The 24,733-nt window shown below is 41.4% G+C and carries 24 protein-coding genes; 11 read left to right on the forward strand and 13 right to left on the reverse strand.

The genetic code is table 11. The annotated features are described in order from the left end of the window. The first annotated feature begins 20 nt into the window (after positions 1-20). A complete protein-coding gene (locus PGX00_RS19635) occupies positions 21-2,420 on the forward strand; it encodes an EAL domain-containing protein (RefSeq protein ID WP_272139736.1) in 2,400 nt (799 codons plus the stop codon). 193 nt (positions 2,421-2,613) lie between these two features. Next, a complete protein-coding gene (locus tag PGX00_RS19640; RefSeq protein WP_272139738.1) occupies positions 2,614-3,054 on the forward strand; it encodes an Mpo1 family 2-hydroxy fatty acid dioxygenase in 441 nt (146 codons plus the stop codon). A gap of 22 nt (positions 3,055-3,076) precedes the next feature. Here PGX00_RS19640 and PGX00_RS19645 read toward each other — a convergent pair whose 3' ends face one another. After that, complete coding sequence (locus PGX00_RS19645) at positions 3,077-4,339, reverse strand: hydroxymethylglutaryl-CoA reductase (protein WP_272139740.1); 1,263 nt, start codon at positions 4,337-4,339, stop codon at positions 3,077-3,079. 228 nt (positions 4,340-4,567) lie between these two features. Between PGX00_RS19645 and PGX00_RS19650 the strand changes: the two genes are divergently transcribed. After that, entirely contained in the window at positions 4,568-4,852 is a 285-nt protein-coding gene (locus tag PGX00_RS19650) for a hypothetical protein (RefSeq protein ID WP_272139743.1), read from the forward strand. Between the two features lie 157 nt (positions 4,853-5,009). On the opposite strand, the gene PGX00_RS19655 is transcribed toward PGX00_RS19650, so the two are convergent. Then, entirely contained in the window at positions 5,010-5,369 is a 360-nt protein-coding gene (locus PGX00_RS19655; RefSeq protein ID WP_272139745.1) for an antibiotic biosynthesis monooxygenase family protein, read from the reverse strand. Between the two features lie 123 nt (positions 5,370-5,492). Between PGX00_RS19655 and PGX00_RS19660 the strand changes: the two genes are divergently transcribed. Further along, complete coding sequence (locus tag PGX00_RS19660) at positions 5,493-6,398, forward strand: LysR family transcriptional regulator (RefSeq protein WP_272139747.1); 906 nt, start codon at positions 5,493-5,495, stop codon at positions 6,396-6,398. 1 nt (position 6,399) lies between these two features. Here the strand turns inward: PGX00_RS19660 and PGX00_RS19665 are convergent, their stop codons facing one another. Then, the gene (locus PGX00_RS19665) at positions 6,400-7,791 is read right to left on the reverse strand and encodes a sensor domain-containing diguanylate cyclase (RefSeq protein WP_272139749.1); all 1,392 of its coding nucleotides are present in this window, start codon (positions 7,789-7,791) and stop codon (positions 6,400-6,402) included. A gap of 199 nt (positions 7,792-7,990) precedes the next feature. Here PGX00_RS19665 and PGX00_RS19670 point away from each other — a divergent pair, with 199 nt between their 5' ends. Both PGX00_RS19670 and PGX00_RS19675 read left to right on the forward strand, forming a co-directional pair. Next, entirely contained in the window at positions 7,991-8,866 is an 876-nt protein-coding gene (locus tag PGX00_RS19670) for an AraC family transcriptional regulator (RefSeq protein WP_272139752.1), read from the forward strand. A gap of 98 nt (positions 8,867-8,964) precedes the next feature. Then, complete coding sequence (locus PGX00_RS19675; RefSeq protein WP_407702399.1) at positions 8,965-9,843, forward strand: nuclear transport factor 2 family protein; 879 nt, start codon at positions 8,965-8,967, stop codon at positions 9,841-9,843. A gap of 398 nt (positions 9,844-10,241) precedes the next feature. On the opposite strand, the gene PGX00_RS19680 is transcribed toward PGX00_RS19675, so the two are convergent. The 4 genes from PGX00_RS19680 to PGX00_RS19690 all read right to left on the reverse strand — a co-directional run bounded on the left by PGX00_RS19680 (position 10,242) and on the right by PGX00_RS19690 (position 11,899). Next, a complete protein-coding gene (locus tag PGX00_RS19680; RefSeq protein ID WP_272139754.1) occupies positions 10,242-10,868 on the reverse strand; it encodes a GGDEF domain-containing protein in 627 nt (208 codons plus the stop codon). A gap of 31 nt (positions 10,869-10,899) precedes the next feature. Then, a complete protein-coding gene (locus PGX00_RS19685; protein ID WP_272139755.1) occupies positions 10,900-11,202 on the reverse strand; it encodes a PAS domain-containing protein in 303 nt (100 codons plus the stop codon). A gap of 149 nt (positions 11,203-11,351) precedes the next feature. Further along, positions 11,352-11,570 (reverse strand): cupin domain-containing protein, encoded by a 219-nt coding sequence (locus PGX00_RS23075; protein WP_407702421.1) that lies wholly within the window; start codon positions 11,568-11,570, stop codon positions 11,352-11,354. Then, positions 11,480-11,899 (reverse strand): helix-turn-helix domain-containing protein, encoded by a 420-nt coding sequence (locus PGX00_RS19690; RefSeq protein ID WP_272139758.1) that lies wholly within the window; start codon positions 11,897-11,899, stop codon positions 11,480-11,482. The genes PGX00_RS23075 and PGX00_RS19690 overlap by 91 nt, the downstream gene beginning before the upstream one ends. Before the next feature lie 376 nt (positions 11,900-12,275). Between PGX00_RS19690 and PGX00_RS19695 the strand changes: the two genes are divergently transcribed. From PGX00_RS19695 to PGX00_RS19715, 5 genes are all read left to right on the forward strand, one after another. Further along, entirely contained in the window at positions 12,276-12,701 is a 426-nt protein-coding gene (locus PGX00_RS19695) for a hypothetical protein (RefSeq protein WP_272139760.1), read from the forward strand. Beyond that, entirely contained in the window at positions 12,629-13,459 is an 831-nt protein-coding gene (locus tag PGX00_RS19700; RefSeq protein WP_272139762.1) for a hypothetical protein, read from the forward strand. The genes PGX00_RS19695 and PGX00_RS19700 overlap by 73 nt, the downstream gene beginning before the upstream one ends. Positions 13,460-13,575: 116 nt before the next feature. After that, on the forward strand, positions 13,576-14,670 hold the full coding sequence (locus tag PGX00_RS19705) for a NapC/NirT family cytochrome c (protein ID WP_272140931.1): 1,095 nt from the start codon (positions 13,576-13,578) through the stop codon (positions 14,668-14,670). A gap of 93 nt (positions 14,671-14,763) precedes the next feature. Beyond that, entirely contained in the window at positions 14,764-17,208 is a 2,445-nt protein-coding gene (locus PGX00_RS19710) for a molybdopterin guanine dinucleotide-containing S/N-oxide reductase (RefSeq protein ID WP_272139764.1), read from the forward strand. A gap of 173 nt (positions 17,209-17,381) precedes the next feature. Next, on the forward strand, positions 17,382-17,828 hold the full coding sequence (locus tag PGX00_RS19715) for a GNAT family N-acetyltransferase (protein ID WP_272140933.1): 447 nt from the start codon (positions 17,382-17,384) through the stop codon (positions 17,826-17,828). A gap of 32 nt (positions 17,829-17,860) precedes the next feature. Here PGX00_RS19715 and PGX00_RS19720 read toward each other — a convergent pair whose 3' ends face one another. The 6 genes from PGX00_RS19720 to PGX00_RS19745 form a co-directional block, all read right to left on the reverse strand. Continuing rightward, positions 17,861-18,442, reverse strand: coding sequence for a hypothetical protein (locus PGX00_RS19720; RefSeq protein WP_272139766.1), 582 nt, complete (start codon positions 18,440-18,442; stop codon positions 17,861-17,863). Further along, positions 18,439-18,987, reverse strand: coding sequence for a sigma-70 family RNA polymerase sigma factor (locus PGX00_RS19725; RefSeq protein ID WP_272139768.1), 549 nt, complete (start codon positions 18,985-18,987; stop codon positions 18,439-18,441). The genes PGX00_RS19720 and PGX00_RS19725 overlap by 4 nt, the downstream gene beginning before the upstream one ends. Continuing rightward, the gene (locus tag PGX00_RS19730; RefSeq protein WP_272139770.1) at positions 18,987-20,687 is read right to left on the reverse strand and encodes a vWA domain-containing protein; all 1,701 of its coding nucleotides are present in this window, start codon (positions 20,685-20,687) and stop codon (positions 18,987-18,989) included. Before PGX00_RS19730 ends, PGX00_RS19725 begins: the two co-directional genes overlap by 1 nt. A gap of 90 nt (positions 20,688-20,777) precedes the next feature. Next, positions 20,778-22,130 (reverse strand): molecular chaperone, encoded by a 1,353-nt coding sequence (yegD, locus tag PGX00_RS19735; RefSeq protein WP_272139772.1) that lies wholly within the window; start codon positions 22,128-22,130, stop codon positions 20,778-20,780. A gap of 231 nt (positions 22,131-22,361) precedes the next feature. Further along, the gene (locus PGX00_RS19740; protein ID WP_272139774.1) at positions 22,362-23,531 is read right to left on the reverse strand and encodes a phosphoglycerate dehydrogenase; all 1,170 of its coding nucleotides are present in this window, start codon (positions 23,529-23,531) and stop codon (positions 22,362-22,364) included. A 52-nt stretch (positions 23,532-23,583) separates the two neighbouring features. After that, positions 23,584-24,699: a phosphoserine transaminase gene (locus PGX00_RS19745; RefSeq protein WP_272139776.1), complete on the reverse strand. Its 1,116-nt coding sequence runs from the start codon at positions 24,697-24,699 to the stop codon at positions 23,584-23,586. Between the last annotated feature and the right edge of the window lie 34 nt (positions 24,700-24,733).

Here is a 24,733-nt window from a genome sequence, read left to right on the forward strand (position 1 = left end):
TTTTAAGGATTAACGCGCACGTGAAACTCAGTATTTCCGTAAGACAAGCCGTTTACGTTCTCGTTGCTTCTTTGTGTTGTGGCGCTTTGTCTTCTGCTGTACAGATGTATCTCGGTATACAACAAGACAGAGCCGTTCAGTCAGAAACGCTAGCTCGTTCTATCGATTTACACCGAGATACGCTTGGAAGCGCGGCATTCATACTGGATGAATCACAAGCCAACGAAATCTTAATCTCTTTAATACGTCAGCCTTTAATAAAGCACGCATTGCTGTTAGATGATTTTAAAGATGTTTTGGCAGAGCAGAGACGCAATGATACATACCCTATGACGGGTTATCTGACGTTAGCATCTGTTCTAGCTAATATTCCGTCCGTGCAATCTTATGATATCAGCGTTGGCTCCGATAGTTCCCGATACGCTCAACTAACGGTTACAATCGATGAGTCGGTTTTAGCCCACGAGCTGCTAAATAGGTTATTGGTGAATTTTAGTGTTTCTGTTTTGTTTACCATTGTTCTGGCGATTATTCTTGTCACTCTCAGCTATGTTTATATTTCTAAACCGGTAATAAACATTGCTCACTGGGTCAAGAATATCAATAGAGAAGACGCTTTGGTTACCCTCCCATATACAAAAGATGATGAATTGGGGATACTGGTCAATAGATTTAGTAAAGAATGGCAATCAAATCAATCCGCCTCTATAAAATTAAACGAGATGGTAGAAAACCTTAAAAGAAGTGAACGGTTCGCAAGGCTGTTGATGGAAAACTCAAGCGACGCAATGTTTTTGTGCCACTACGGTACTAAAATTCATTTAGTCAATAACCTTGCAGAAAACTTAACGGGCTATTCCGCTACTCAACTTATCGGTAAGAGTTTGGCTGGCTTCAGTGGTATTTACTCTGATAGTGATCTCGAAAGCATCTTTAGCAAAGTCATTCTTCAGGAAATTCAGGGGTATGAGGACACGTTTGTACTCACCCTTGGTGAGAAGAAAAAGAACATATATTTAGAGTGTAGGGCTTGCAGTATTGTAATAGACAATGAAGCTTTCGTTATGGTAAATGCTCGAGATATAACTGAAAAAAAACTTGCTCAAGAAAAAATACACGAACTTGCTTATTTTGACTCATTAACACGACTTGCTAATAGAAGCCTTTTCACCGAGCAGATAGAAAGAGAGATCAAGCTGCACCAAGCCAATCAGAGATACGGCGCATTGCTTTATTTTGATCTGGACCAGTTTAAGAAAATTAATGATTCTTTAGGTCATTCCGTAGGAGATAACGTATTAATCGAAGTTGGCTCTAGGGTCAGACAGATGTTTGGTGCTGACGCGTTGTGTGGGAGAATTGGAGGTGACGAATTTGTCATAGGACTTTTAGACCTCGCCGATAATCTCAGTTATGCGGCGGAGCAAGCATTACAGATGTCGAATAGTCTTTTATCTGGTATTTCTGAGCCTTTACATTTCGAAGGCGTTACTTTGCATACGACAGGCAGTATCGGTATCGCATTTTTTCCGGATGAATCTATAGACGCCAACGAACTTCTTAGGCGCGCAGATACAGCAATGTACAAAGCGAAATCGTTGGGTAGAAATGGGGTTCAGTTTTTCGAAAGAGAAATGCAATATGCAGCACAACACCTTTTGGAGTTGGAAGAAGGTATACACCAAGCCTTAGATCAGAATGAATTTGAGCTATGGATCCAACCTCAGGTAAACATAGATGATGTTTTATTTGGCGCGGAGGTTCTTGTTAGGTGGAACCACCCTAAGCGTGGCTTACTATCTCCTCCAACTTTTATCCCTCATGCAGAAGAGAGTGGGCTCATTATTGAAATTGATAAGTGGGTGTTAAATGAGAGCCTGAAACAGATTACTCAATGGAAAACTGACGAGGTGATAGGAAAGCTTGAAACGTTGTCAATCAATGTTAGCTCTACCTTTTTCTTACAGATTGATTTTGTTGCTTATGTGATTGATTTACTAAATAAATATCAAGTCTCCGGGGAGTTAGTTGTTTTAGAAATTACAGAAAATTTACTACTGAACAATTTTGAACTTGCGAAAAATAAGATGTTACAGCTAAAAAATAGAGGGATATCATTCTCTATCGATGATTTTGGTACGGGGTATTCTTCTTTAAAATATCTAAAAGAACTGCCGCTTGATGAGCTTAAGATTGACCGTTCATTTGTCAATGGGCTAACAGATGGGTCTAACACTCAATCAATTGTTGAAGTTGTCATTACAATGGCGAAGAATTTACAATTAGGTGTTATTGCTGAAGGTGTTGAAACCAAAGAGCAACGAGACCTGCTAAGTAAACTTGGCTGTAAGCAATTTCAGGGCTACCTTCTTGGTCGTCCTCAACCATCTGCAGAATTTACAAATTTACTTTATAAATAAGTTGTTGATACTAAATGTCACCGATCACCGATCACCGATCACCGATCACCGATCACCGACATACGACGATCATGTGTTCGGTCTTTCTTTCCTAGGGTTAATGATCTATTTAACAAAATGTTAACATGCAACTTTGCTCCGCGTTCTTTCAATGTTATAGCTAACGTGTCGGGAATAAGATCAAGGAAGAGAAATGAAAACATTGGATCAATGGTTGTCAGCCTACGGAGAGAGCCACCAAAATTTAATGAATCGCCGAATTCATAAAGTGGCGGTACCAGGAATATTTCTTTCTATCGTCGGCCTTGTGTGGTCTATCCCTAACTTAACTATTGTTGACGTTTCAATAAATTGGGTTTGGGTAGTTTTGCTGCCGGTATTGGCTTTTTATTATTCGCTGTCACGTGTGATTTTCTTATGGATGACGGGGTTCAGTTTGGCTTGTGTAGCGGTTGTTTTTTCTTTAGAGAAGGCGAGTTTTCCCGTTCTTAATATCTCAATTGGATTGTTTATAGTACTTTGGGTATTCCAATTTATTGGCCATAAAGTGGAAGGTAAAAAACCGTCTTTTTTTGATGATATACAATTTTTATTGATTGGGCCGATCTGGGTGTTTCGACAAAATCGGCCTTAATAACAGCGAGGTGTAGTGTGTATTATTTTCGCGCTAATTTATGGTGAGCCCGTGCAAAGTGGCCTGCACAAAAAGCCCCAACGATAGAGAGTTCACCAGCCAAACAGAGTGCCGCGCATACTTCAGCCAGCGCTTGAGATTTTCCATTACCGGATAACCCCATTAAGTCTAAACAAGCTTTCTGGCTTGGTAAGTTGGTACCACCTCCCACAGTGCCTATCATTAAGTTTGGTAAGGTGACACTCGCGTAAAGTCCCCCATGTTTGTCTACTTCCATGCGTGTCATACCTATGGCCGATTCTGCTACGCACGCAGCATCCTGACCGCAAGCGATATAAAGAGCTGCGAGTGCATTAGCGTAATGGGCATTGATACCAATAGCTCCACTTAACGCGCCCCCTACGGTGGTCATTTGACCAAACTGCATCATTTTTTCTGGTGTGGTGTGCAGATATTTTTGGATGAGATCTGCAGAAATATGGGCTTCTGCTGTGACTTTCTTTCCGCGTACACTTCTTAGGGTTTGACTGTTGGCTTTTTTGTCTCCCGATAAGTTGCCATCTAAAAATGCATATTCAGGTTCAACAGGCGTGTGCGCTAAGATGTATTCGAATACGGCGTTGGTTGCGATGGTCACCATGTTCTGACCTGAGGCGTCACCTGTGAGGTATTCAAACACCAGATAAACATGGTTGCCTTCAATGTTTATATTGATGTCAGTCAGTTTGCCATGGGATGTGGTCGACTGTGCTATCTGTTTAAACTGGGCGTATTGAGTGACGGCCCAAGCAACAAACTGACCCGCTTCGGCTAGGCTATAAAAGGCCAACCCCGGCGTTCTTGTTACACCTTCATTAAGTAACATAGCGCTTACGCCACCAGAGGCGGTAAGCAGCTTTGCCCCACGATTATACGAAGCGACTAATGCGGCTTCAGTAGTGGCTAATGGGATGAGAAAATCATCTTGAGCAAATAGGCCATTTACTCTCAATGGGCCAGCCAACCCAACTGGAATTTTAACTGTGCCAATAAAATTTTCGATGTTTTTATGGTAAGCATCAGACTGGCTCTGAGTGTGCGGATCTAAGAGTTCAGCCTTCAATGAAGGTGCATCCAGTTGGCTCCAACGTCGCTCTACGTTCTTTTTTGTAAGATAAGGGCTCGCAGGTAGGTTTTTCGTCGAAGGTGTGAATTTAGATGACAGCGTATGTTTTAGCTCTTCTGCTGTAATATCGCCACCTAGAATGGAAACATAGTCGCGTCGGTGCAGTTCGAGTTTAGGCATATCTTTCTCTAGTTTAAAGTTTTCGCCGATTCTACGGATTTCTGTTTCAGACACAAGGATTGGTTATATGGTGTTACAGTTTGCTGAGTTTTAGTTGAGGCATCAGGATTTAAAGCTTGAGCCAGCTTATAAATCACTTTTATTTCGTTATACCTTGTTCAATCAATCGACTATGGTGGAGAGATACCATTTATACGAAACAACGGGTCAGTACTCTAAGGACTATCTATGAATATAGATAAAGCGAAAAAACGTATAGCAAAGCATGTTAAAAAAGGTCACAAAGGTTATCCCATTATTTCGATGGCCTACTTTGGTGAGAGCGCAGATTGTGCTACTGAAGTCGTCATCCAGTTCACACTACATGAAGGTGGAGAAGTGATGGAAGAGCGTTTTGCCGGTAAAACCGATGTTCGAGAAGATGAAGTGATTCAAACGACCTTACTTAAAGTCATTGAACGAGCAAATGCGAATACCGTGACAGAAATTGAAGGTGTTTCTATTTTGTCTTAGGAGGTAAGTGTGCATTACTTAGCATTAGATTTTGGCGGAAGTTCTGTTAAGTGCATAGCTATGACATATATATGATATTACTAAGCGATTTTTTCTTTGTTAAACAACAGAAGTAACCCCGTTAAATCGGGGTTACTTAACAATAGGAAAACGAATTTTACTTAGTATAACGTTTCATAACCATCGTTGACGGGTCTATGTTATTTACAAAGTCACTGGCCGCTTTAGCATCCATAAAAGAATTCATAGAAGCTTCGGCATCTTCGGTCGTTTCCCAATGAACGAGTACTAACCATTCACCATTTTGACCCTTCGCAGATTCGCGTGAAATAAATCCTGGTTGTTTAGAGACATGCTCTATTGCTACGGCTTGATCTAGTGGCGCAAACTGTTGATAGCTCACACCTTCTTTTAAATTTACTGTCACAACTTCAATGACTTCTGCAAAAGAAGTGGTTGGTAAAATTGTAATAGCAGAAAGGGCAAGTGTACGGATTATTGAGTTTTTTATGTTCATCGATGTATCTCCAATTTCAGTGTTGTTTTGTTTATCTCTATTCGTTGAGGAGTACTATATTGGTTGTCAAAATAAAGATAAATATGGTATTAATTTACACACTATCAACAAGGTGTTGCTAAAATGGATAAAATTGAAACAATGAAAACTTTTTTGGCTGTGGTGAAAGAGGGTTCATTCTCAAAAGCGGCAGAAAAACTCGACATGTCACCTCAATTAGTCAGTAAGTATGTTTCGGCATTAGAGGACAACTTGCACACCCGCTTACTTCATCGAACGACAAGAAAGGTGAGTACCACTGAAGCTGGTGATAATTACTATCTTCGCTGTCAGCAGGTAATAGAAGACATTGAAGAAATGGAGAACTCGCTTACGAACATAAGCCAGCATGTCTCTGGGGTCTTGACAGTAAGTGCACCTATGTCTTTTGGAGCAAAGCATTTACCGAAGTTATTGGTGGATTTTCAAGCGCAATATCCCGAAGTTAAACTGGAATTAAAACTCACCGATGTAAAAATAGACATTGTAGAAGAAGGCGTTGATGTGGCACTTAGGATTGGAAAGCTAAAAAGCTCGTCTCTGATTGCTAAAAAAGTGGCGCCTATTAATATCGCGATAGTGGCATCTCCAGATTATTTGCAACGTAGAGGTATTCCTCAGTCGCCACAAGATCTCCAGAACCACATTTATCTTAAATATACCTACGCAGATACCTCACTCCTTTTTAGCCGGTTTGATAAGAATTTGATTGACTTAAAGTTGTCGAGCCATATTAGAGCTAATAATGGTGATTTATTAGTCAATGCGGCGATATACGGTGGTGGTATTGCTATTCAGCCAACGTTTATAGCAGGAGAGGCGCTGGCTGATGGTTCGTTGGTACGTATCCTTAAAGATTATGAGCCTGAATCTATTGGGCTTTACATGGTGTATGCAAACCGAAAGTTTTTACCGAGCAAAGTACGTAGTTTTGTCGATTTCGTCTCTAAATACTACGGGGACGAGCCCTATTGGGATCAAATGGTTTGAGTTAACCAATTTCAATGCGATCGCGTCCGTTGTCTTTAGCTTTGTACAGTAAAGTATCGACCCTTTTTAAGATGGAGTGAATGTCATCATCATCACGCAGCATTGTTACACCGACGCTTACCGTTAATATGAGTTCTTGCTCTGCAATCTTAAGGCCCGCTTCTCGGATCTGTTTTTGTAACCTTGTGAGCGAAACAGAGATACCTTGAATATTTTTTGTAGGCAGAATGGCCATAAATTCTTCACCACCCCAACGGCCATACACATCTTCGCTACGACCAAACTCATTGACAACACGGGCAAAAACTCTAAGAGCTTCATCGCCAACAGAATGACCAAATTTGTCGTTAATAGTTTTGAAATTATCAAAATCAAAAAGTGCAACGACCATTTCTCTCCTATATTGAACGTTTTTATCAATGCTGTCTTGTAGCTCCTGCTCTAAAAAACCTCGGTTAACTAACCCAGTCAATGCGTCTGTATTGGCCAATATTTCAAGTTGGTCATGCGCTTTTTTTAACGCCTTAATATCGTTCTTCCGAGCAATTTCATGCCCTACCCATTCTGCAAAAAGACGAATTAGTTCAAAGTCTTGCCTGATAAATGGTTTTGTCGGGTTATTACTTGAAAAATTGAGTGTGCCGTAGCGAAGCCCGTCTACAAAGATAGGTGCACCAATGTAGGCCTCAAGCTTGAAACTTTGGTAACAGGGGTGCGATTCGATCTCGCTATTACTTGCGTTGTGGAAGCCTTTAACCTCATTGGCCTGATAGACATGGGAACAGTAGGTCTCTCCTAAATTGAAAGACATCTGTTCTTCTAAAGAGTCGTCTGGATGAATAGCTTGCTGTATAACGTACTGGTCGCCTGTTATTTTACTAAATATACCTATGGGTAAGCCAAAATGTTCACTGCCTAAGTGAAGTATGGCATCTAATCTTTGCTTAAAACTAAGTCGTTGGTTTGAAGTAATGGAATGCAATTTGTTCAATGTATCTTCCGCATTGAGGCGAGACGAATCGTCTTGAATCATTGCTACATAGAACAGGTTTTTACCCGCCGCATTTTTAATTGGGCCGCCGGTAACTTGTGCTTTAAATAGATAACCAGATTTATTCTTGCAGGTAACAGTGGAAGTGTCGTCAATATAGTCTGCGGTATCGTTAAAGCGTTTACCTAAATTAGAAAAATCATGTTCATGAGCGTAAAGAACACGAGTACTTTTGTTAAGCAGTTCTTCTTCCGAATAACCAAATAAATGCCTTGCTGCATCGTTAACACTGACTATTTTTCGGTCTAAACTTGCAAGGATGACGGCTGTTTCGATATGCGCAAACACAAACGATAGGATTTTAGCGTCTAATAGTAATTTAGTGTCGGTTTGTTTGGTCATAAAATGCTCTTAGCATCCAATTATTAATAGGGGACTTTAATAGTATCGCTCTAAATTTAGATAATTCAAATAGTTGCTAATTTTAATAGAGACCTTACCAATATATAATTGATATATTTAGTACAACTTAGGTGGATGAATCTTGTATCTTCTCGCCTATTGATTAGACTGGGTTGAAATGTAGTAGATGGAGTATGGAATGAACATTCCAGAGATCGGATTTAGACACAGTAATTTTGAACAAGCCGAGTTTGAAATGATCGATCTCGAATCTCTTTATAACAGGCAATGGAATCATAGCCCCGAAAAACCTCACCGTGTCACTTTTTTCATGCTTCTATATATCGAACAAGGGCAAGGTGTTCATATGGTGGATTTTGAAGAATACCCTTTTTCTTCGGGTTCTTTTATATTTGTTCAACGAGAACAGGTTCACTCATTTGATTTTTCATCAAAACCTAAAGGAAAAGTGGTTCTATTTACGCAAGATTTCTTAGACAGAGTGCACGCTAATATGCGCTTACCTAACTACACGCCAACGCATTTAAACAGCCACCATACTCCATTGGTTCAATTGAATGATCACGATAGTAATCGCTGTCAGACTTTGATTGGTGAAATACACAATGAACTTACCCATGCAAAGTCAGACCCTTTGATTGTTATGTATCTTTTTTCTTCTCTTTCGTTAATATTGCACCGTCTAAGGCCTGAGCTTCGTCACGACAAGCTTTCATATGAGCAGAGCAGCAAATTTGCACGATTTTTAGATCTGCTTTTTGAACATTTTAAAAAAGTACGAGATGCAAATTGGTACGCAAACCAGATTAATACAACCTATAAAACATTGAATCAGGTGTGCAAACTTGCAACCGATTTAACCGCAAAACAATTAATAGATGCTTACACAGTAGTAGAAATAAAAAGAAATTTGGTGGTGAGTAATATCAATACGCAGCAAATTGCTTATGAGTTTGGATTTGAAGATGCCAGCAACTTTGTGAAGTTTTTTAAGAAACACACCCAACTTACACCAAGCCAATTTCAAAAGGCATATTTAAAGCCGATTTTATAACTTTGTTCAATATTTACCATTTTTAGGCAAATATCCACCCTGCCCCTGTTTGAAGATAGAGACTAGCATGTACTCATCCAATTAAAGGGGCTACAACAATGAACAAACTATCACTTTCAAATGTATTCGGTAAAACTCTAATGGCAACAGGCATACTAGGCCTTGCTGCCTGTTCGGCAGTTGTTGCCGATACAACTACTCTTTCAAATAAAGACAAAGCCGTTGCATTGGTTTCCTCAATTGAAACCGGTGATGTAGCACCAATTGCTTACATTAACCCAGAGCGATATATCCAACATAATTTGGCCGTTGGCGATGGCCTTGCTGGTTTTGGTGCTGTCATGCACATGTTGCCAGAGGGGAGCGCTAAGGCAGAAGTAAAACGAGCTTTCCAAGACGGTGATTTTGTTGTTCTGCATACAGAGTACAATTTTTTTGGTCCTAAAGCCGGCTTTGATGTTTTCCGTTTTGAAGAAGGTAAAATCGTTGAGCATTGGGATAATCTGCAAGAAATAGCACCAGCAAACATTAGCGGACGTACTCAGTTTGATGGACCGACGGAAGTAACAGATTTAGACAAAACGGAAGAGAATAAAGCGATTGTAGCGAATTTAGTTGATACGGTTTTTATAAAAGGTGATTTTTCGAAAATAGGTCAGTTTATTGGCCCTGAAGACAGCGATTATTTGCAACATAACATCGGTGTTGCAGACGGTTTAAGTGGATTAAGCATAGCGGTTCAAGCGTTAAATGATGCAGGATTGCCAATGATTTACACAGAAAACCATAAAATTCTAGGTCAAGGTAATTTTGTATTGGCAATAAGTGAAGGCACATTCATGAATAAGCATGTTTCTTTTTATGACTTGTTCCGCCTTGATAATGGAATGATCGTAGAGCATTGGGACACAATCGAAGAAATCCCTGCTAAAGCTGACTGGAAGAATGCCAATGGTAAGTTTGGGTTTAATAAGTAGCAATACCACTAGATAATGCTTCAGTTAAAAGTGTTGGCAGAATTAATGTAATGGTATTAGGTATATAGTAATGAAGAAAGTAAAAGAGGTCGCTTAGCGATCTCTTTTACTTTGTGAATACTTATTAGTAATTCGTGTTAGAGACTCGCTCTAGCCGGACGGCGAAAATGGACACGAACTCTGTCCGATAAAGATGGTTTGTATGGTCAAAAAATAACGATCCATTGAGGTCATGGTAGTTATTGGAAGGGAGAGCATTGAGCAATATGGTGTTGGCTTGTTTGGATTTGGTGCCCATATTCGAAACAGGTTGCTCTAGTTCAGAAATTTATTATCAAGGTTGCGGACTATTACATAAATAAGTCACGGTACTGAAAGCCCTTTGCTTTCGTTCAATCTTAAGTTGATTCGGAATTTGAATAGGCACAAACTTGATTACGGCCATTTTGCTTAGCCTTATAAAGGGCTTTGTCCGCTTGTGTCATCAACTCTTTAAAAGAGGGGGAGGTGTCTGAAAAGCAACTTATACCGATAGAAACAGATATATCAATTTTCTGGTTTAGTTCTTTAAAATAAAAAATGTGGCTTTCAGTAAACAAGCGTATCCGCTCACCAATTGTATAAGCCGTGGCGATGTCCGTCATAGGCAGCAAGATAGTAAATTCTTCACCACCAACTCTGAATATAAAATCTGTTTCTCTTAACTGTTGGGTGCATAGATAAGCAAACTCACGCAGAATAAAATCGCCTGCGTTATGACCATAACTATCATTTACGAGTTTGAAGTGGTCTAGGTCTAGCATCAGGACGGATAAAGGTTGTTTATAGCGCCTAGCTCTCTTAATTTCGTGTTCGGAAACCGTATCCATTGAGCGACGGTTATTTATACCAGTTAATTGATCGGTAATCGCGAGCGCTTCAACTCTTAAATTGGCTTTTTCTAAATGGCTCTGCGTATTTTTAAGATCACTAATATCACTCCCGAAAAGAATGACATAACCGTTTGTTAGGTTAGTTCTTGTCATCTTGAACCAGCGTCCATCGATAAAATCAGTTTCAAATTGGTTCAGTTTTTTCTCTATAGAGCTCTTCGATTTTTTTATACCAAAGCTCGAAGTCATCCGTGTTTATAGTGATTCCTTTCTTGTTTTTCCACGCAAGTTTTAGAAGTTCTTTGTTGGATTTACCGATGGCGGCTTCTTTCGATACGCCGTAGGCATCAGCGAAAGTATTGTTGCAGAATATAACCTTACCTTCAGGGTTTAGAATTCCAAAGCAATCAGGGGAGACATCTAAACCTTGTTGGATAATATGCTCGATGCTCTCACTAAGCGGCTCATTCATTTGCCGACGACTCACATAGATTTACCATAAATACAGTATAACCGAATTATAAAAGGCAATCAGATGATCTGTCTTGCTAATGGGGCTATTAAATTTTTAAATGGTTTTATCAGTGAAAATTGTCACTATACAGTTTATTCGCTTGTCCTGAGTTCGATAAGGCATTATTCATAATTGACAATAATGAGTACGTTTGCATCTACATCACAACGGTTAATATATCGGTGAGTCTCTTTTGAGTCGAAAGTGATAGAGCTACCAGATTTTATTTGATAGGTGTTTTTTCCTACGATTAATTCAAGTTCACCTTGGGAAACAAATAATTGTTCTGTACTACTGTTCTTGTGGTTGGATTTTGAATAGTTGCACCCCGGTTTGAATATCCCGTAAAAACTTCAAAACCGCTTGTTGGTGAGAACGGAAAAATACTAAAAATGATCATTTTTTCGTCATCGTCTTTTATCGGAATCATATCATCGATATTTTTCACATCGTAGAGTTTGTTCGAATTATCTAACAGAGTCTCTAGCTTAATCTTAAGACCATTGGCTATCTTCCAAACAGTCGAGATCGTCGGCATTGATTCTGATCGCTCTATTTGGCTAAGCATCGTTTTGCTTACACCGGTCATGGAAGAGACTTCGTTAAGGCTCAGGCCCATTTTGTTACGGGTACTTTTTAGCTTTTCTCCCAGCGCAGAAAAATCTGACATGTCGTCTTACCTCTATATTGAAATTTGGTTGATGTAGTCATCTACATTTCGAGTTTGTTGCACACATTAACAAATGATGCCGAGAAAATCATATTAATTCCGGAAGCCTAGCTTAGAAATACTTTTGAGGACGATAAGTTAGTGCTGAAGTATAAGCGCCTTGTATATTAACATCGTATCTATTTCGCTTGAGTTATGTCTCGTATCTAAAGTGCAAAATTGACATTAACAACTAACTCAATAACACTATAAAGGATATATGGTAGCTATAGCGAACGATTGATGTGTGTCGTAATTAAGCGATAGAGCCTTATAGGTTGTAAAGTGAATACGGAACGGAAGTGTTAAACCAATATAACTTCTAAGGTATAAAGTTATGGGCAATAAAAAAATGAGTATCGGTAGGCTAGCGACTTTAATCGGTACCTTATTTGCCTATTTGATAGGGGCGGGTTTTGCCTCTGGCCAAGAGACCGTGCAGTTTTTTGCTAGTTGGGGCTCTGTGTGGGCGACTTTGCTTGTTGGTGTTATCACTTTTTTTATGATGTATCTTGCCTATTCAGCTTATGCCTATGTTGGTCGAACCCGAAGCATTGATGATGTCTCTGGAATCTTCGAGTTTTATTCTGGCCCTATTTTTGGTCGGTTATTCGAAGCTTTTGCGTGGATATTCAACGGTTGTGCTTATGTGTTTATGGTTTCTTGCTTTGGCAATGTAATGTTGCAGCAATGGGGGTTTCTCTTGCTATTGGAAATGCTATCGGTGTCGGTATTTCTGTGGTTACAGCTGCGGCTGGGCTGAACAATATGTCCAATATTATTGGCAAAATTGGTCCTGTTATTATGGGGTTCATTTTACTTATAGGCGTTATTTCTTCGGTACATTATTATCCTCTTATTACCGAGGGTAATGCAGCTATTAATAGTGGTGAAGTTCAAGTTGTTCGCGCTGGTGGTAGTGTTGTGTTATCCGGTCTTTCCTATGGGGGAGTTTGTATTTTACTTGTTTCCGCGATGGTTGGTCGGATGGGTTCCAATTTGCGTGAATACCATTTTAAGTACAGCAAAATTGTTTTTTGCGTCACCGCTTTTTCTCTTCCCTTTGTTAATGTTCTCATGGGGCTCAATCATATTGGAAACATAGAAGCTTCCTCTGCTTCTGCGATCCCCAACCTGTTGCTTGCCAGCGAGATATTCGGGGTGATGAGCGGTGTGTTTGCAATCGTTATTCTTGTGGCGGTTTACAGTACTCTCTGTCCTATTCTCTGGACTTGTGTCTCAATGTGCATCAAGGATGAAAATGGCCTTAAGTACAAGCTGGCGTGTGTTTGCGCTGGTACTGTTGTCTACTTTGTTACTTTGTTTATCCCATTTCAAACTTTATTGAATTACATCATGACTTATTGTGGCTATACCGGAGCGGTTGTTTGTGGGGTAGTAGTTATCCGCTATTTCATTGTTAAGACGAAAGATGAGAAATATTTGCGTCAGGACCAGCCCCTTGAGTCTTATAAATTAAGTTGCGATAGGCGTATTTTAGAAAATACTTCGCAAAAATAACCTTATTAAATTTGAGGTTGATAACATAAATTCATTCGCACCATAAATGATCCCGCTGTAATCTTGCTTTTTATCCCATATAACGTACGATATTCCCATATAACGTACGAAGTGTAATTGAGATGAAAAAAACGATAGTAGTTCTGTTGGTTGGCTTAGTCATTGGGTGGGTTTCTTTAGGTGGTACTCAGTTAGTAATGCATGGTACTTCCGATACCGAATTTTGCTTGTCCTGCCACACCATGCAAATCCCATATGAGGAATACCAAGGCTCCATTCACTACAGTAACCCCAAAGGTATAAGGGCGGAATGTGCGGATTGTCATATCCCCGAAGACACGGTTGATTATCTGATCACTAAGATCCGCGCATCAAAAGATATCTATCATGAGTTTGTAACCGGCAAGATAAGTAGCGAAGAGAAATACGAAGAACATCGTATGGCCATGGCTCAAACTGTCTGGGAGCAAATGAAGGAAAATGATTCTGCGACCTGTCGTTCTTGTCATGAGTTTGATGCTATGGATACTTACGAGCAATCTAATGAAGCTGTGAAAATGCATGCTTATGGTCAAGAAAACAATCAAACCTGTATTGACTGTCATAAAGGTGTCGCTCACTTCCCTCCTGTATTAGAACTCGATTCTGAGGCTTTCGACAACCTATTGGCACAAGCTGAAAAAACGGGTGATAGCGTTAAAAATGCAGTAACTATAGACGGTGCCGAAATGGGTGACCTTGGCCGCATCAATCCAGCGGTTCAAGTTGAAGTGATCAATTCAAACGGTTATGAACGTGAAATCAAGCTATCTGGATACCAAATGAAAGGTGCAGAGCAGGTTGTTTATATGGGTCAAGGGAAGCGCTCCATTATTGCTACTCTTTCTGAACAAGGGCAAGCCACGCTAACCGTAGGTGAGTTCAAAGCAGATGAATACGATAACGAATGGCGTCATGTCCAACTCGTGACCAAAATTGATGCCCCAGTGTTGTCTTCATTCGAACCAATGTGGGCCTATGCAGAGGAATTGGACAACGTTTATTGTTCGGCATGTCACGCAAAAATTCCACCAGGTCACTTTACGGTCAATGCGTGGGGGCCGGTTGCGAAAGGTATGGGGGAACGTACCGATATCTCTGAACTCGATTTAGAAATACTGACTAAATATTTCCAAAACCACGCGAAAGACATTGCTGGTTCAGGACATTAAAACGCAATACAGGAATCTGTTTACCTGACAAATTTTCGATTGCATGAGAATTGGGTTCAGGGAATAGGTAATTAATAATAAGAGGATATCTCTATGACAAATTTTACCCGTCGTAGCTTTCTGAAAAGTACAGGTGCTGTTGCTGGTGCTTGTGTATTTACATCATTAGTACCCTTGTCTGCAAAAGCGAACGTGAAAGGGAAAGGGGTGTTAACGGCATCTCGTATGGGCCCACTCTACGCCATGGTTAAAGATGGTAAGTTGGTTGCAACAGAAGGAGCATTGCCAAAAACAGTACCAAACAGTTTGCAAACAACTGGACCGGACCAAGTACATACAAAAGCGCGTATTAAGTACCCAATGGTACGTAAAAGCTATTTAGAAAACCCTGAAAATCCGGCTCTACCACGTGGTAAAGACGAATACGTTCGAGTTTCGTGGGATGAAGCAATGAAGCTTGTTCATGACCAACATATGCGTATTCGTGGCAAATATGGTGATGAGACTGTCTTTGCAGGTGCATATGGTTGGCGATCATCGGGTGTGTTACATAAAGGCCGTGAACTGCTACGTCGTTATATGTCTCTTGCTGGTGGTTATACAAGCCATCTTGGTGACTATTCTACAGGGGCGACTCAAGTGATCATGCCTCACGTTATGGGCTCAATTGAAGTGTATGAGCAGCAGACAACACATCCTGTGGTAATGGAAAGCAGTGACGTTGTGGTCATGTGGGGCATGAACCCAATGAATACACTAAAGATTGCTTGGACGTCGACAGAAAACTCAGGTATCGAGTTCTTCCATCAGCTTAAAAAATCAGGTAAGACGGTTATTTGCATTGACCCAATGCGCTCTGAAACCATCGATTTCTTCGGCGATGCAGCACAATGGATTGCCCCCCATCCATTTACTGACACAGCGATGATGCTCGGTGTTGCTTACTCTCTTGTGGATAAGAAAAAGCACGATAAGAGTTTCCTAGACAAATATACCGTTGGCTACGACAAGTTTGAAGAATACTTGTTGGGTAAATCTGATGGTATACCAAAGACTCCAGCGTGGGCTGAAGACATTTGTGGCGTGCCAGCGAAGCAGATCGAAACATTAGCGGATATCTTTAGCGGCAATCGTACTATGTTAATGTCTGGTTGGTCTATGCAACGCCAGCAACACGGTGAACAACGTCATTGGATGTTAGCGACGTTGGCGGCAATGTTGGGACAAATTGGACTTCCCGGTGGTGGTTTTGGGCTTTCTTACCACTATTCTAATGGTGGTAATCCAACTCGTGATGGCGGTGTTCTTCCAGCAATGGGAGCTACTGTTGGAAAAGCTGGTAAGTCGGGTGCACGCTCAGCTTCAAAAGAAGCGGTAAATGCTTTGCCTGTTGCTCGTATTGTTGAAGCTTTGGAAAATCCAGGCAAAAAATACATGCATAACGGGCATGAATTAACGTTCCCTGAATTGAAACTTGTCTGGTGGACTGGTGGGGGCAACTTTACACACCATCAAGATACCAATCGCTTAGTTAAAGCGTGGCAAACACTCGAGTTGTCTGTTGTGTCAGAAATCTATTGGACAGCGGCTGCGAAACATGCGGATGTCGTATTCCCAATCACGACATCGTTTGAAAGAAACGACATGACCATGACAGGGGACTACTCAAAAGCGCATATTGTACCAATGCCAAAAGTTATTGAGCCTCAATTTGAATCTCGAAGCGATTTTGAAGTATTCGCTGGTATGTCTGAACTTCTAATACCTGGAGAAGGCCGTGCAATCTTTACTGAAGGTAAAGAGGAAATGGATTGGTTGAAGTATTTTTATGACGAAGCTGCGAAAGGGGCAAAACGTGCACGTGTTCGTATGCCTAAGTTCAATCAATTCTGGGACACTAATGAATTGATTGAGATGAAACCGAACAAAAAGAATGAAAAGTTTGTGCGCCATGCCGGTTTCCGTAAAGATCCAATCATGAATCCGCTAGGGACACCTTCCGGTAAAATTGAAATTTTCTCCAAGACGATTGAAGGCTTTGGCTTACAAGATTGTCCACCTCATGCAACTTGGATGGAGCCAGACGAGTACAAAGGCAGCGCTAAGAAAGATGAATTAACCATGATCACTTCGCATTCTGCAGACCGTTTACATAGTCAGTTTAATTACGCGAAACTTCGTGAACAATATGCGATAGCTAATCGTGAACCAATTTCGATCAATATAAATGATGCGAAGGCTCGTGGTATTTCGAATGGTGATTTGGTGCGCGCCTTTAACGATCGTGGACAGATCCTAGTCGGCGCATTGGTGACTGATGGTATTAAGCAGGGTACAGTTTGTGTACATGAAGGTGCATGGCCAGATCTAGATGAAAATGGTCTATGTCGTAACGGTGGACCAAATGTGTTGACTCGTGATATTCCAACCTCGCGATTAGCTAACGGTTGTGCTGCTAACTCCTCTCTGGTTCGTATAGAGAAGTTCAAAGGCAAAGCTCCGGGATTAATGGCATTTACTCCACCTAAGAATGGATAGTGGATTAAATACTATTTCTTGAAAGCCTTTATTTAAACGCCAGTCAGTTAATAATCTGACTGGCGTTTTTTTACCAATGGTTTTCTTTAAGCCTCAACGTAGGCAACCGAAACTCTATATAATGGTAGTATCGTGGTTCGAGAATGAGATATCTTGGAGACAATGTGACAGAAATTGAAAAGGCTGAATTGATTAAGTGCACTTCCGATCCGTTGTTTATTGATGAGTTGGAGCGTCTTTTTCAGGCAAAATGGTCAGATTTTCGATTCAAAGATACGTATAGTGATGGTGTTGATCTTCCTCTTGTCATCGTTGCGGTTGTTGGTAGTAAGGTTGTTGGTGGGTTAGCGTATAGCCGCTTTAAAGAACCTCACCAAAGCAGTGAGGTAATTTGGATAAATGCGGTATATGTTCGTGAAGAATGGCGAGGAAAAGGTATCGCCAGTAAGTTGATACGTTGTGGTGTTAGACAAGTTCCGCACCAAATTCAGGATCAGCTTTATGTTTATACCAACGTTGCCCCTCTCTATATCTCATTGGGTTGGTCCGTTGTGGATATAGAAAGCGAGCCAAATCATAATGTAATGAGTATTTCACTCAAACCTGAATCACACGTATAGCCGTCGGCTTAAGCTAACTATAGTGATACTCGCTACTCATCTGCGTCATCTAATCGTAATGCTTTCAGAATTTCCGGTAATTGTATTTCTAATCTAGGGTTTTCAGTAAGGATTTCCTCTAACAGTTTGAGTGCTTGCTCTTTCTCACCATTTGCTAGTAGATCTTCGACTTCTTTAAAAGGTGAAGGTTGTTCATCTATATAATCGTCCGCGCTCGCTAGCTCTTGTTCTATTCGCATTTCGAGCACTTCGGCTTGAGGTGCTGACTTCATTAATGAACGAGATTGCAAAGATTCCACATTCATTTCTTTTGCCTTTTTCTCTAATGTTACCCTTTTGTTAAGTGCGGCTTCCATTTGCTGCGTTTGTTGTTGATTATCGAGTTGAGTAGGCGCCGTTAAAGTTTGCTCAGCCCATTCCCATGGTGCGAGAAGGGTGACAAAGGTGACGGATGCTGCTAACCCAAAGTATGGCCACCAATTTCTTTGGTTTTTGTTCTTAGTTTGAGTGTTCGCGTAATTTAATATCGTTTTGTCTAAATCGGGTGAGGGTGACTCCGTTGCACCTTGTTCATAAAGGGAAACGATCTCTTCATCTTTTAATGGCCTGTTCATTCCTGACCTCCCAATTTACGTGCTAAGCATTGACGCAGTTGATCTAATGCGTAGCGAAGCCGTGTTTTTATTGCCTCTGGTTTTGCCTCAACAATGCTGCAAATTTGTGCTGGTTCAAAACCAGATTCGTATCGTAGTAGAAAAGCTTCACGCTGAAGCGGAGCGAGCAGTGACATGCAATGTTTGATGGCACTTTTGTTTTGTTCGGTTGGGTCGTACAACTCTTCAGATGGCTCATTGTCGAGTTGCGTATTGTAGGCTTTTTCAGACATGCGCTTTCTAAACTCATCTACGACTAGATTGTGCGCGATTTTATAGATCCATGTAGTGAACTTGGCGGACGGTTGATAAGTTTCTCTTTTATCTACTACTTTGAACCATACCTCTTGGAACAACTCTTCTGCACGCGCACCTTGCGAAGGGTCGAGTTGCCTCACAAAGTAGCGATAGAGTGGTCCTTTGTGCCGTTGGTAGAGTTCGGTAAAGGCGACTTGGTCGCCCTTACCAAATACGGTCATCAGTTGTTCGTCGGTTCGGTTTTTCATTAAAGACTCTGAGTTACTTCAACTAAGCTAATAAATTCACCGCGGTAATTGAATGGGTCGTTACCTCTATTTTCTCGTGCGATATCAGCGATCTGCTCATAGGATAAATCATTTAGATAATTATTGTCTTTGAGTTTTTGTGCAAACGCCGCCACGCTAGAGGCAAATTGGAAGTCTTCGCTAGCAAGGCTAAATTGTTCTTTAATCTGTTCGCTACTGATTATCGTAGATATCAATGTACTGTCATTAGAGTTTGGTCGTTTGTAGCGAACTTTTACCTGTGCAACTTCGCCGTCGAAATTTGGTTTTATTGCGGTTTTTGCGCCGTAACGCAGATCGTCAATTTGACCTTTGCTACCAGCAAGGGTTAATTCATAAAGTGCTGTGACAGTATGGCCCGCTCCTATTTCTCCCGCGTCGACTTTGTCGTTGTTAAAATCTTCGTCTTTTAGCATACGATTCTGATATCCGATAAGGCGATACTCTTTGACGATATCAGGGTTGAACTCGATTTGGATTTTAACGTCTGAAGCAATGGTTTGAAGCGTACCGCTCATCTGGCGTAATAATACTTTCTTCGCTTCATGCAGCGTGTCGATGTAAGCATGATTGCCATCACCAATGTTGGCCAACTGTTCCATCATAGCGTCATTATAATTGCCGCGTCCGAACCCGATTGTCGTGAGTGAAATACCTTGTTTACGTTCTGTCGCGATCGTCTCTTTTAGCGCGTCAATGCTGGTTACGCCGACATTAAAATCGCCATCGGTGGCTAAAATAATTCGATTCACACCGTTTTCAATGTAACTCGCTCTTGCCTGTTGGTAAGCCATAGTGATACCACTTTCTCCGTATGTGCCACCACCCGCTGTTAGGTTTTTTAGTGCATTAATGATGGTCTCTTTTTCGTTTCCTTTTGTTGGTTTCAGAACCACACTTGAATGGCCAGCATAGGTGACTAAGCTTACGCTATCATTCTCACTCAACTCTTTGACTAGCATTGAGAGGCTGCGAACGAGCAGAGGTAGTTTATTTGCGTCGTTCATAGAGCCGGAAACGTCCACGAGGAAAACAAGGTTGGAAGGTTTGCGTTCTGAATGAGGGATGTCATAACCTTTTAATGCGATTCGAAGTAATTGCCTTGTTTCATTCCACGGAGAAGGTGCTATCTCCGTGTTTACTGAGAACGGTTGATCTTTGTTTTCTGGTGGCGCGTATTGATAGTCGAAATAGTTGATAAACGCCTCTTCACGAATGGCATCAACAGGGGGTTTTTGTCCCATATTCAAATAACTTCGAACGTTGGTGTAACTGCCTGTATCGACATCAATTGAAAAGGTCGATAGAGGCGCGTTAATAACTTGATGGACGTTGTTACTTACGCTTTCAAGGTAGTTATCTCTATTTTGATTGTAAACAGGCGGTTCGATTCTCAGCATCGTATCCATTTGTGATGCTGGCATAGCGCGCACGGCTTGATTGGATATTTTAGATTTCGATTGTCTTTCTAATGTTGCAACGGTATAAATTTCTTGCTCTTGTATCGCGTGCGCTTTTGTTTCTCGGGCTATAACATCAGCGATGACGGCTTGATCTTTTTTTGAACTCGATGCTTGGTCTTGTTCGTTCGCTAATTTGTCACTGCAACCCATTACCATTGTTAGTGCGGCGCATACCGTTGTTATTTTGCCTAAAGTCATATGAATTTCCTTCTGTGTCTCAGTCTGTTTCGTATATAAACGGATGAGTTTTCAAAAGGGGTTATTTATTTTTATATAGTTCGATTAAATTTACTTAAAGCAAACGTCTGCCCAACGAGATAAGCCAGCCGTTACCGAGCCAAAATAGCTACCGCTTACGATTTCGGTATTTGGCAATACCGATTTTATTGCTGCTCTCAGTATTGGTGATCGCGCTGATCCACCCGTCATATAGACGACATCTGGTTTGGTCTGTCCTTGTTGTTCTGCCTCTTTAATCATCCGCGTGATTTTTCTGACAGGTTCAGAAATGGCGTCAGCCATCTGTTCTTTTAGTAGGTTAAGTTCTACGGTGTCTTCTAATAGATTGAGGCTGGAGACGTACTGCTCTTGCTTGCCCAATGCGATTTTTGCAAGCTCAGCTTCTCTTACAACGCTGTGTCCTAATGTGCCTTTATGGAGGTAGGACAATCGCCTGATTTTCTCAGGTTGCTTTGCGTTTTTGGTCAGATCTAACAGCTGCTTCAAATTTTCAAGTGTGTAAAAATCTCTTTGAGCAATTACATCATTGATTGCAACACAGTTCCAAAACTGAGAAATAGGGACGGGTAATCCGGAGAGTTGTTCGGTCCCTAAGCCAAATTCAGACATGAATTTTTTGAAAGCTATCGCGATATCTAAGTCATTCCCACCAACAGATAAACCGCTATGCGAAAGAAGTGAGTCTGTTCGGTTCGCCTTACCTTGCCAACTGGGGCCCATATTTATAAGTGAACAATCCGACGTACCACCACCGATATCAACGACTAATACCGTTTTATCAGCGGTTAAAGTGGATTCATATTCGAAACCAGCTGCAACAGGCTCAAACTGAAATTCAATATTTTTAAAACCCACACGCCTAGCCGCACTGCGCAATATCCCTTCTGCTTGGATATTGGACTTTTCGCCACCCCTACCGTGAAAATTAACAGGGCGGCCAATAACTACGTCTGAAACAGCGTTGTCGAGTTGCTTTTCTACTTGCTGTTTTACGTTTGCCATCATGGCGCAGATGAGATCTTCGAAATAGGAAAGTTGCACGTCTCGCAAGCCTTGCGTACCCAAAAATGATTTTGGTGATTGTACGTAGTAAACGTACTTAGGATCATCTAGGTAGAGGTCTAATGCTGATTGGCCAAAATGGACATCATCGTGACGAACGTTTAATCCCTCTTCATGATTAATTTTTATGGCGCGACGGAGAACAGATTCGCCAATAGTATTGGCAGGCTTGATGTTCAGGCATTTAAACAAGTATTCAGATACTGTCTCTGCGTTGGGAGCACTGAGTGTTGATGGCAGGTAAACATCATTTTCAGATAGAGGGATGACTCGCACCTGCTCATCTACTATACGTGCTACCGAGCAATTTGCAGTACCAAAATCAAAACCAATAGCCATAAACAACCTTTCTGAAATAAATTAGCGAGTCGAAAAGCGCCATACTATAAAGGCTCCCCCATAGTCAGGTCAAACGATTTATTCGTTTTTTGATCCGATTGGTGTTTTAGTAAACGGTCACTTTATTTAATCATACTAGGTTTGTATTTTTACAGTGTTTGTCCGCTCGGACACCCAACAGCAACGTATAAAAAAGGAGAGTCGAAAGACTCCCCCAGAAATCCTATTCAGTTAAAACGCACTGACATTAAATACATGTTCTACTGCGGTTATTTGAGCCAATAGCTGCTCGGTGGGTTCCGATTCTATATCGACGATTGTGTAGGCAATGTCATCGCGACTTCGGTTAAGCATATCGATAACATTAATTTCTAAATCAGATAGAACCACAAGAACCTGACTCAATACTTTTGGTACATTGTCATTGGCAAAAGCAATTCGATAACCTTTAGTTCTATCTAAACGAATGGTTGGAAAGTTAACAGAATTACGAATATTGCCATTTTCAAGAAAATCCATTAGTTGATCGGCTGCCATCGTGGCGCAATTCTGTTCTGCTTCTTCTGTACTAGCGCCAAGATGCGGTAACAAAATAACCTTAGGGTGCTCTAGGAGCTCCGGTGATGGGAAGTCACAAACGTATTGCTTAACGGTGCCTAGTTCTAGTGAGCTCATTAAGGCTTGTTGATTGACAATGCTACCACGAGCGAAGTTTAGTATCACGGAGCCGGGTTTTGCATGGGAGAAGGTCTCGGTGTTAAGCATATCTTTAGTATGTTCATTGGCAGGAACGTGTAAGCTGACAAAATCACTGCGAGAAAGTAGCCATTGTAGATTTTCGGCTCGTTGTATTTGTGAAGAGAGTCGCCATGCGGTATCGACACTGAGTGCCGGGTCGTAACCAACAACATTCATACCTAACGCTAGCGCAGCGTGGGCGACACTGGCTCCAATAGCGCCCAAACCAACCACACCCAATGTTTTTCCTGCTAACTCTGAACCTACGAAATTCTTCTTTTCTTTTTCAACGAGTTTTGAAAACTGAGGGTTGTCGAGTTCGTTGACAAGGGTTCTGGTGAAGTCGATACCACTAATTATGTTACGTGAAGACATCAACATACCAGTCAAGACAAGCTCTTTAACGGCATTAGCATTGGCACCGGGCGTGTTGAATACAACGATTCCTTGATGAGTACAATCTCTCACTGGAATATTATTAACGCCTGCTCCACATCGAGCAATCGCTTTCACTCGATCAGGGAAACATATTTCATGTAAGCTTTGACTGCGCAACATAATGGCGTCGGGCTCGCTTATTTCACTGGCTACCTCATAGCTATCACGAGGAAAACGGTCCAATCCATGGGCGCTGATACTATTATAAGTACGAATTTTTCTCATTGACATGACTCTCTTATACATGAGTCTCTATCCAAAAATAGAGACCTTATGATTATTTACAAACGTGCTGATAACCCCAGCTAAGCCAAGGAAGCAGCAATTTAAGATCACTTGATTCGACCGTTGCGCCGCACCAGATCCTAAGCCCTGCAGGAGCATCGCGGTAAGCGCCAATGTCGTAGGCAACGCCTTCATTATCGAGCAACTTAACTAAGGCTTTAACCTGATCGGGTGTTGCGTCTAAAGAGAGGCAGACACTGGTATTGGAGCGTGTTTCTGGGTCTTCGGCTAAGAAGTTTATCCACTCATTTTCTGCAATAAACTGTTCCATGACCGCGAGGTTTTCGCGAGATTTGTTGATGCAAGAAGAAAGGCCACCTATGGATTCGACCCACTGTAACGCGTCTAGGTAATCGGCTACGCATAGCATTGACGGAGTGTTGATGGTAGCGCCACTAAAGATACCTTCAATAAGTTTATTACCTTTAGTTAGTCGGAAGATTTTAGGCATAGGCCAACTTGGTGTATAGCTTTCTAATCGTGCGACGGCTTTTGGACTCAACACGATGACACCGTGACCACCTTCACCACCAAGTACTTTTTGCCAACTATAGGTTGTGACATCTAACTTTTCCCACGGCATTGGCATTGCGAAGACGGCAGAGGTAGCATCACAGATGGTTAACCCTTTACGTGAATCATCAATCCAATTGCCATCAGGGACGCACACACCTGATGTTGTACCGTTCCATGTAAACACGACATCATGATCGGAATTAGCCTGAGTAAGGTCGGGTAGTTGTCCATAATCGGCGCCAAAGTGACGTACATCATCGAGTTTGAGCTGCTTAGTTACATCGGTTAGCCACTCTTCACCAAATGATTCCCATGTGAAAATATCAACAGGGTTTTGGCCTAGCATGGACCAAAGTATCATTTCCATCGCACCGGTATCTGATGCGGGCACAATTCCAACCCTGTAATCGTCTGGAATATTAAGGGCTGTCTTTGTTTGCTCAATAGCTGATTGCAATGCGGCTTTGCCAATTGCGCTACGATGAGAACGTCCTAATGTTGACAAATCTAATTGATTTACATCGTATCCTGGGCGTTTGGCACAAGGGCCAGAAGAGAAATTCGGGTTAGCGGGTTTTTGCTGAGGTTTCATAATACTCCTTGGGGGCAACAGCCGATTCGAAAAT

Origin of the sequence: Vibrio algarum (assembly GCF_028204155.1) — a bacterium.
Lineage (GTDB): Bacteria > Pseudomonadota > Gammaproteobacteria > Enterobacterales > Vibrionaceae > Vibrio > Vibrio algarum.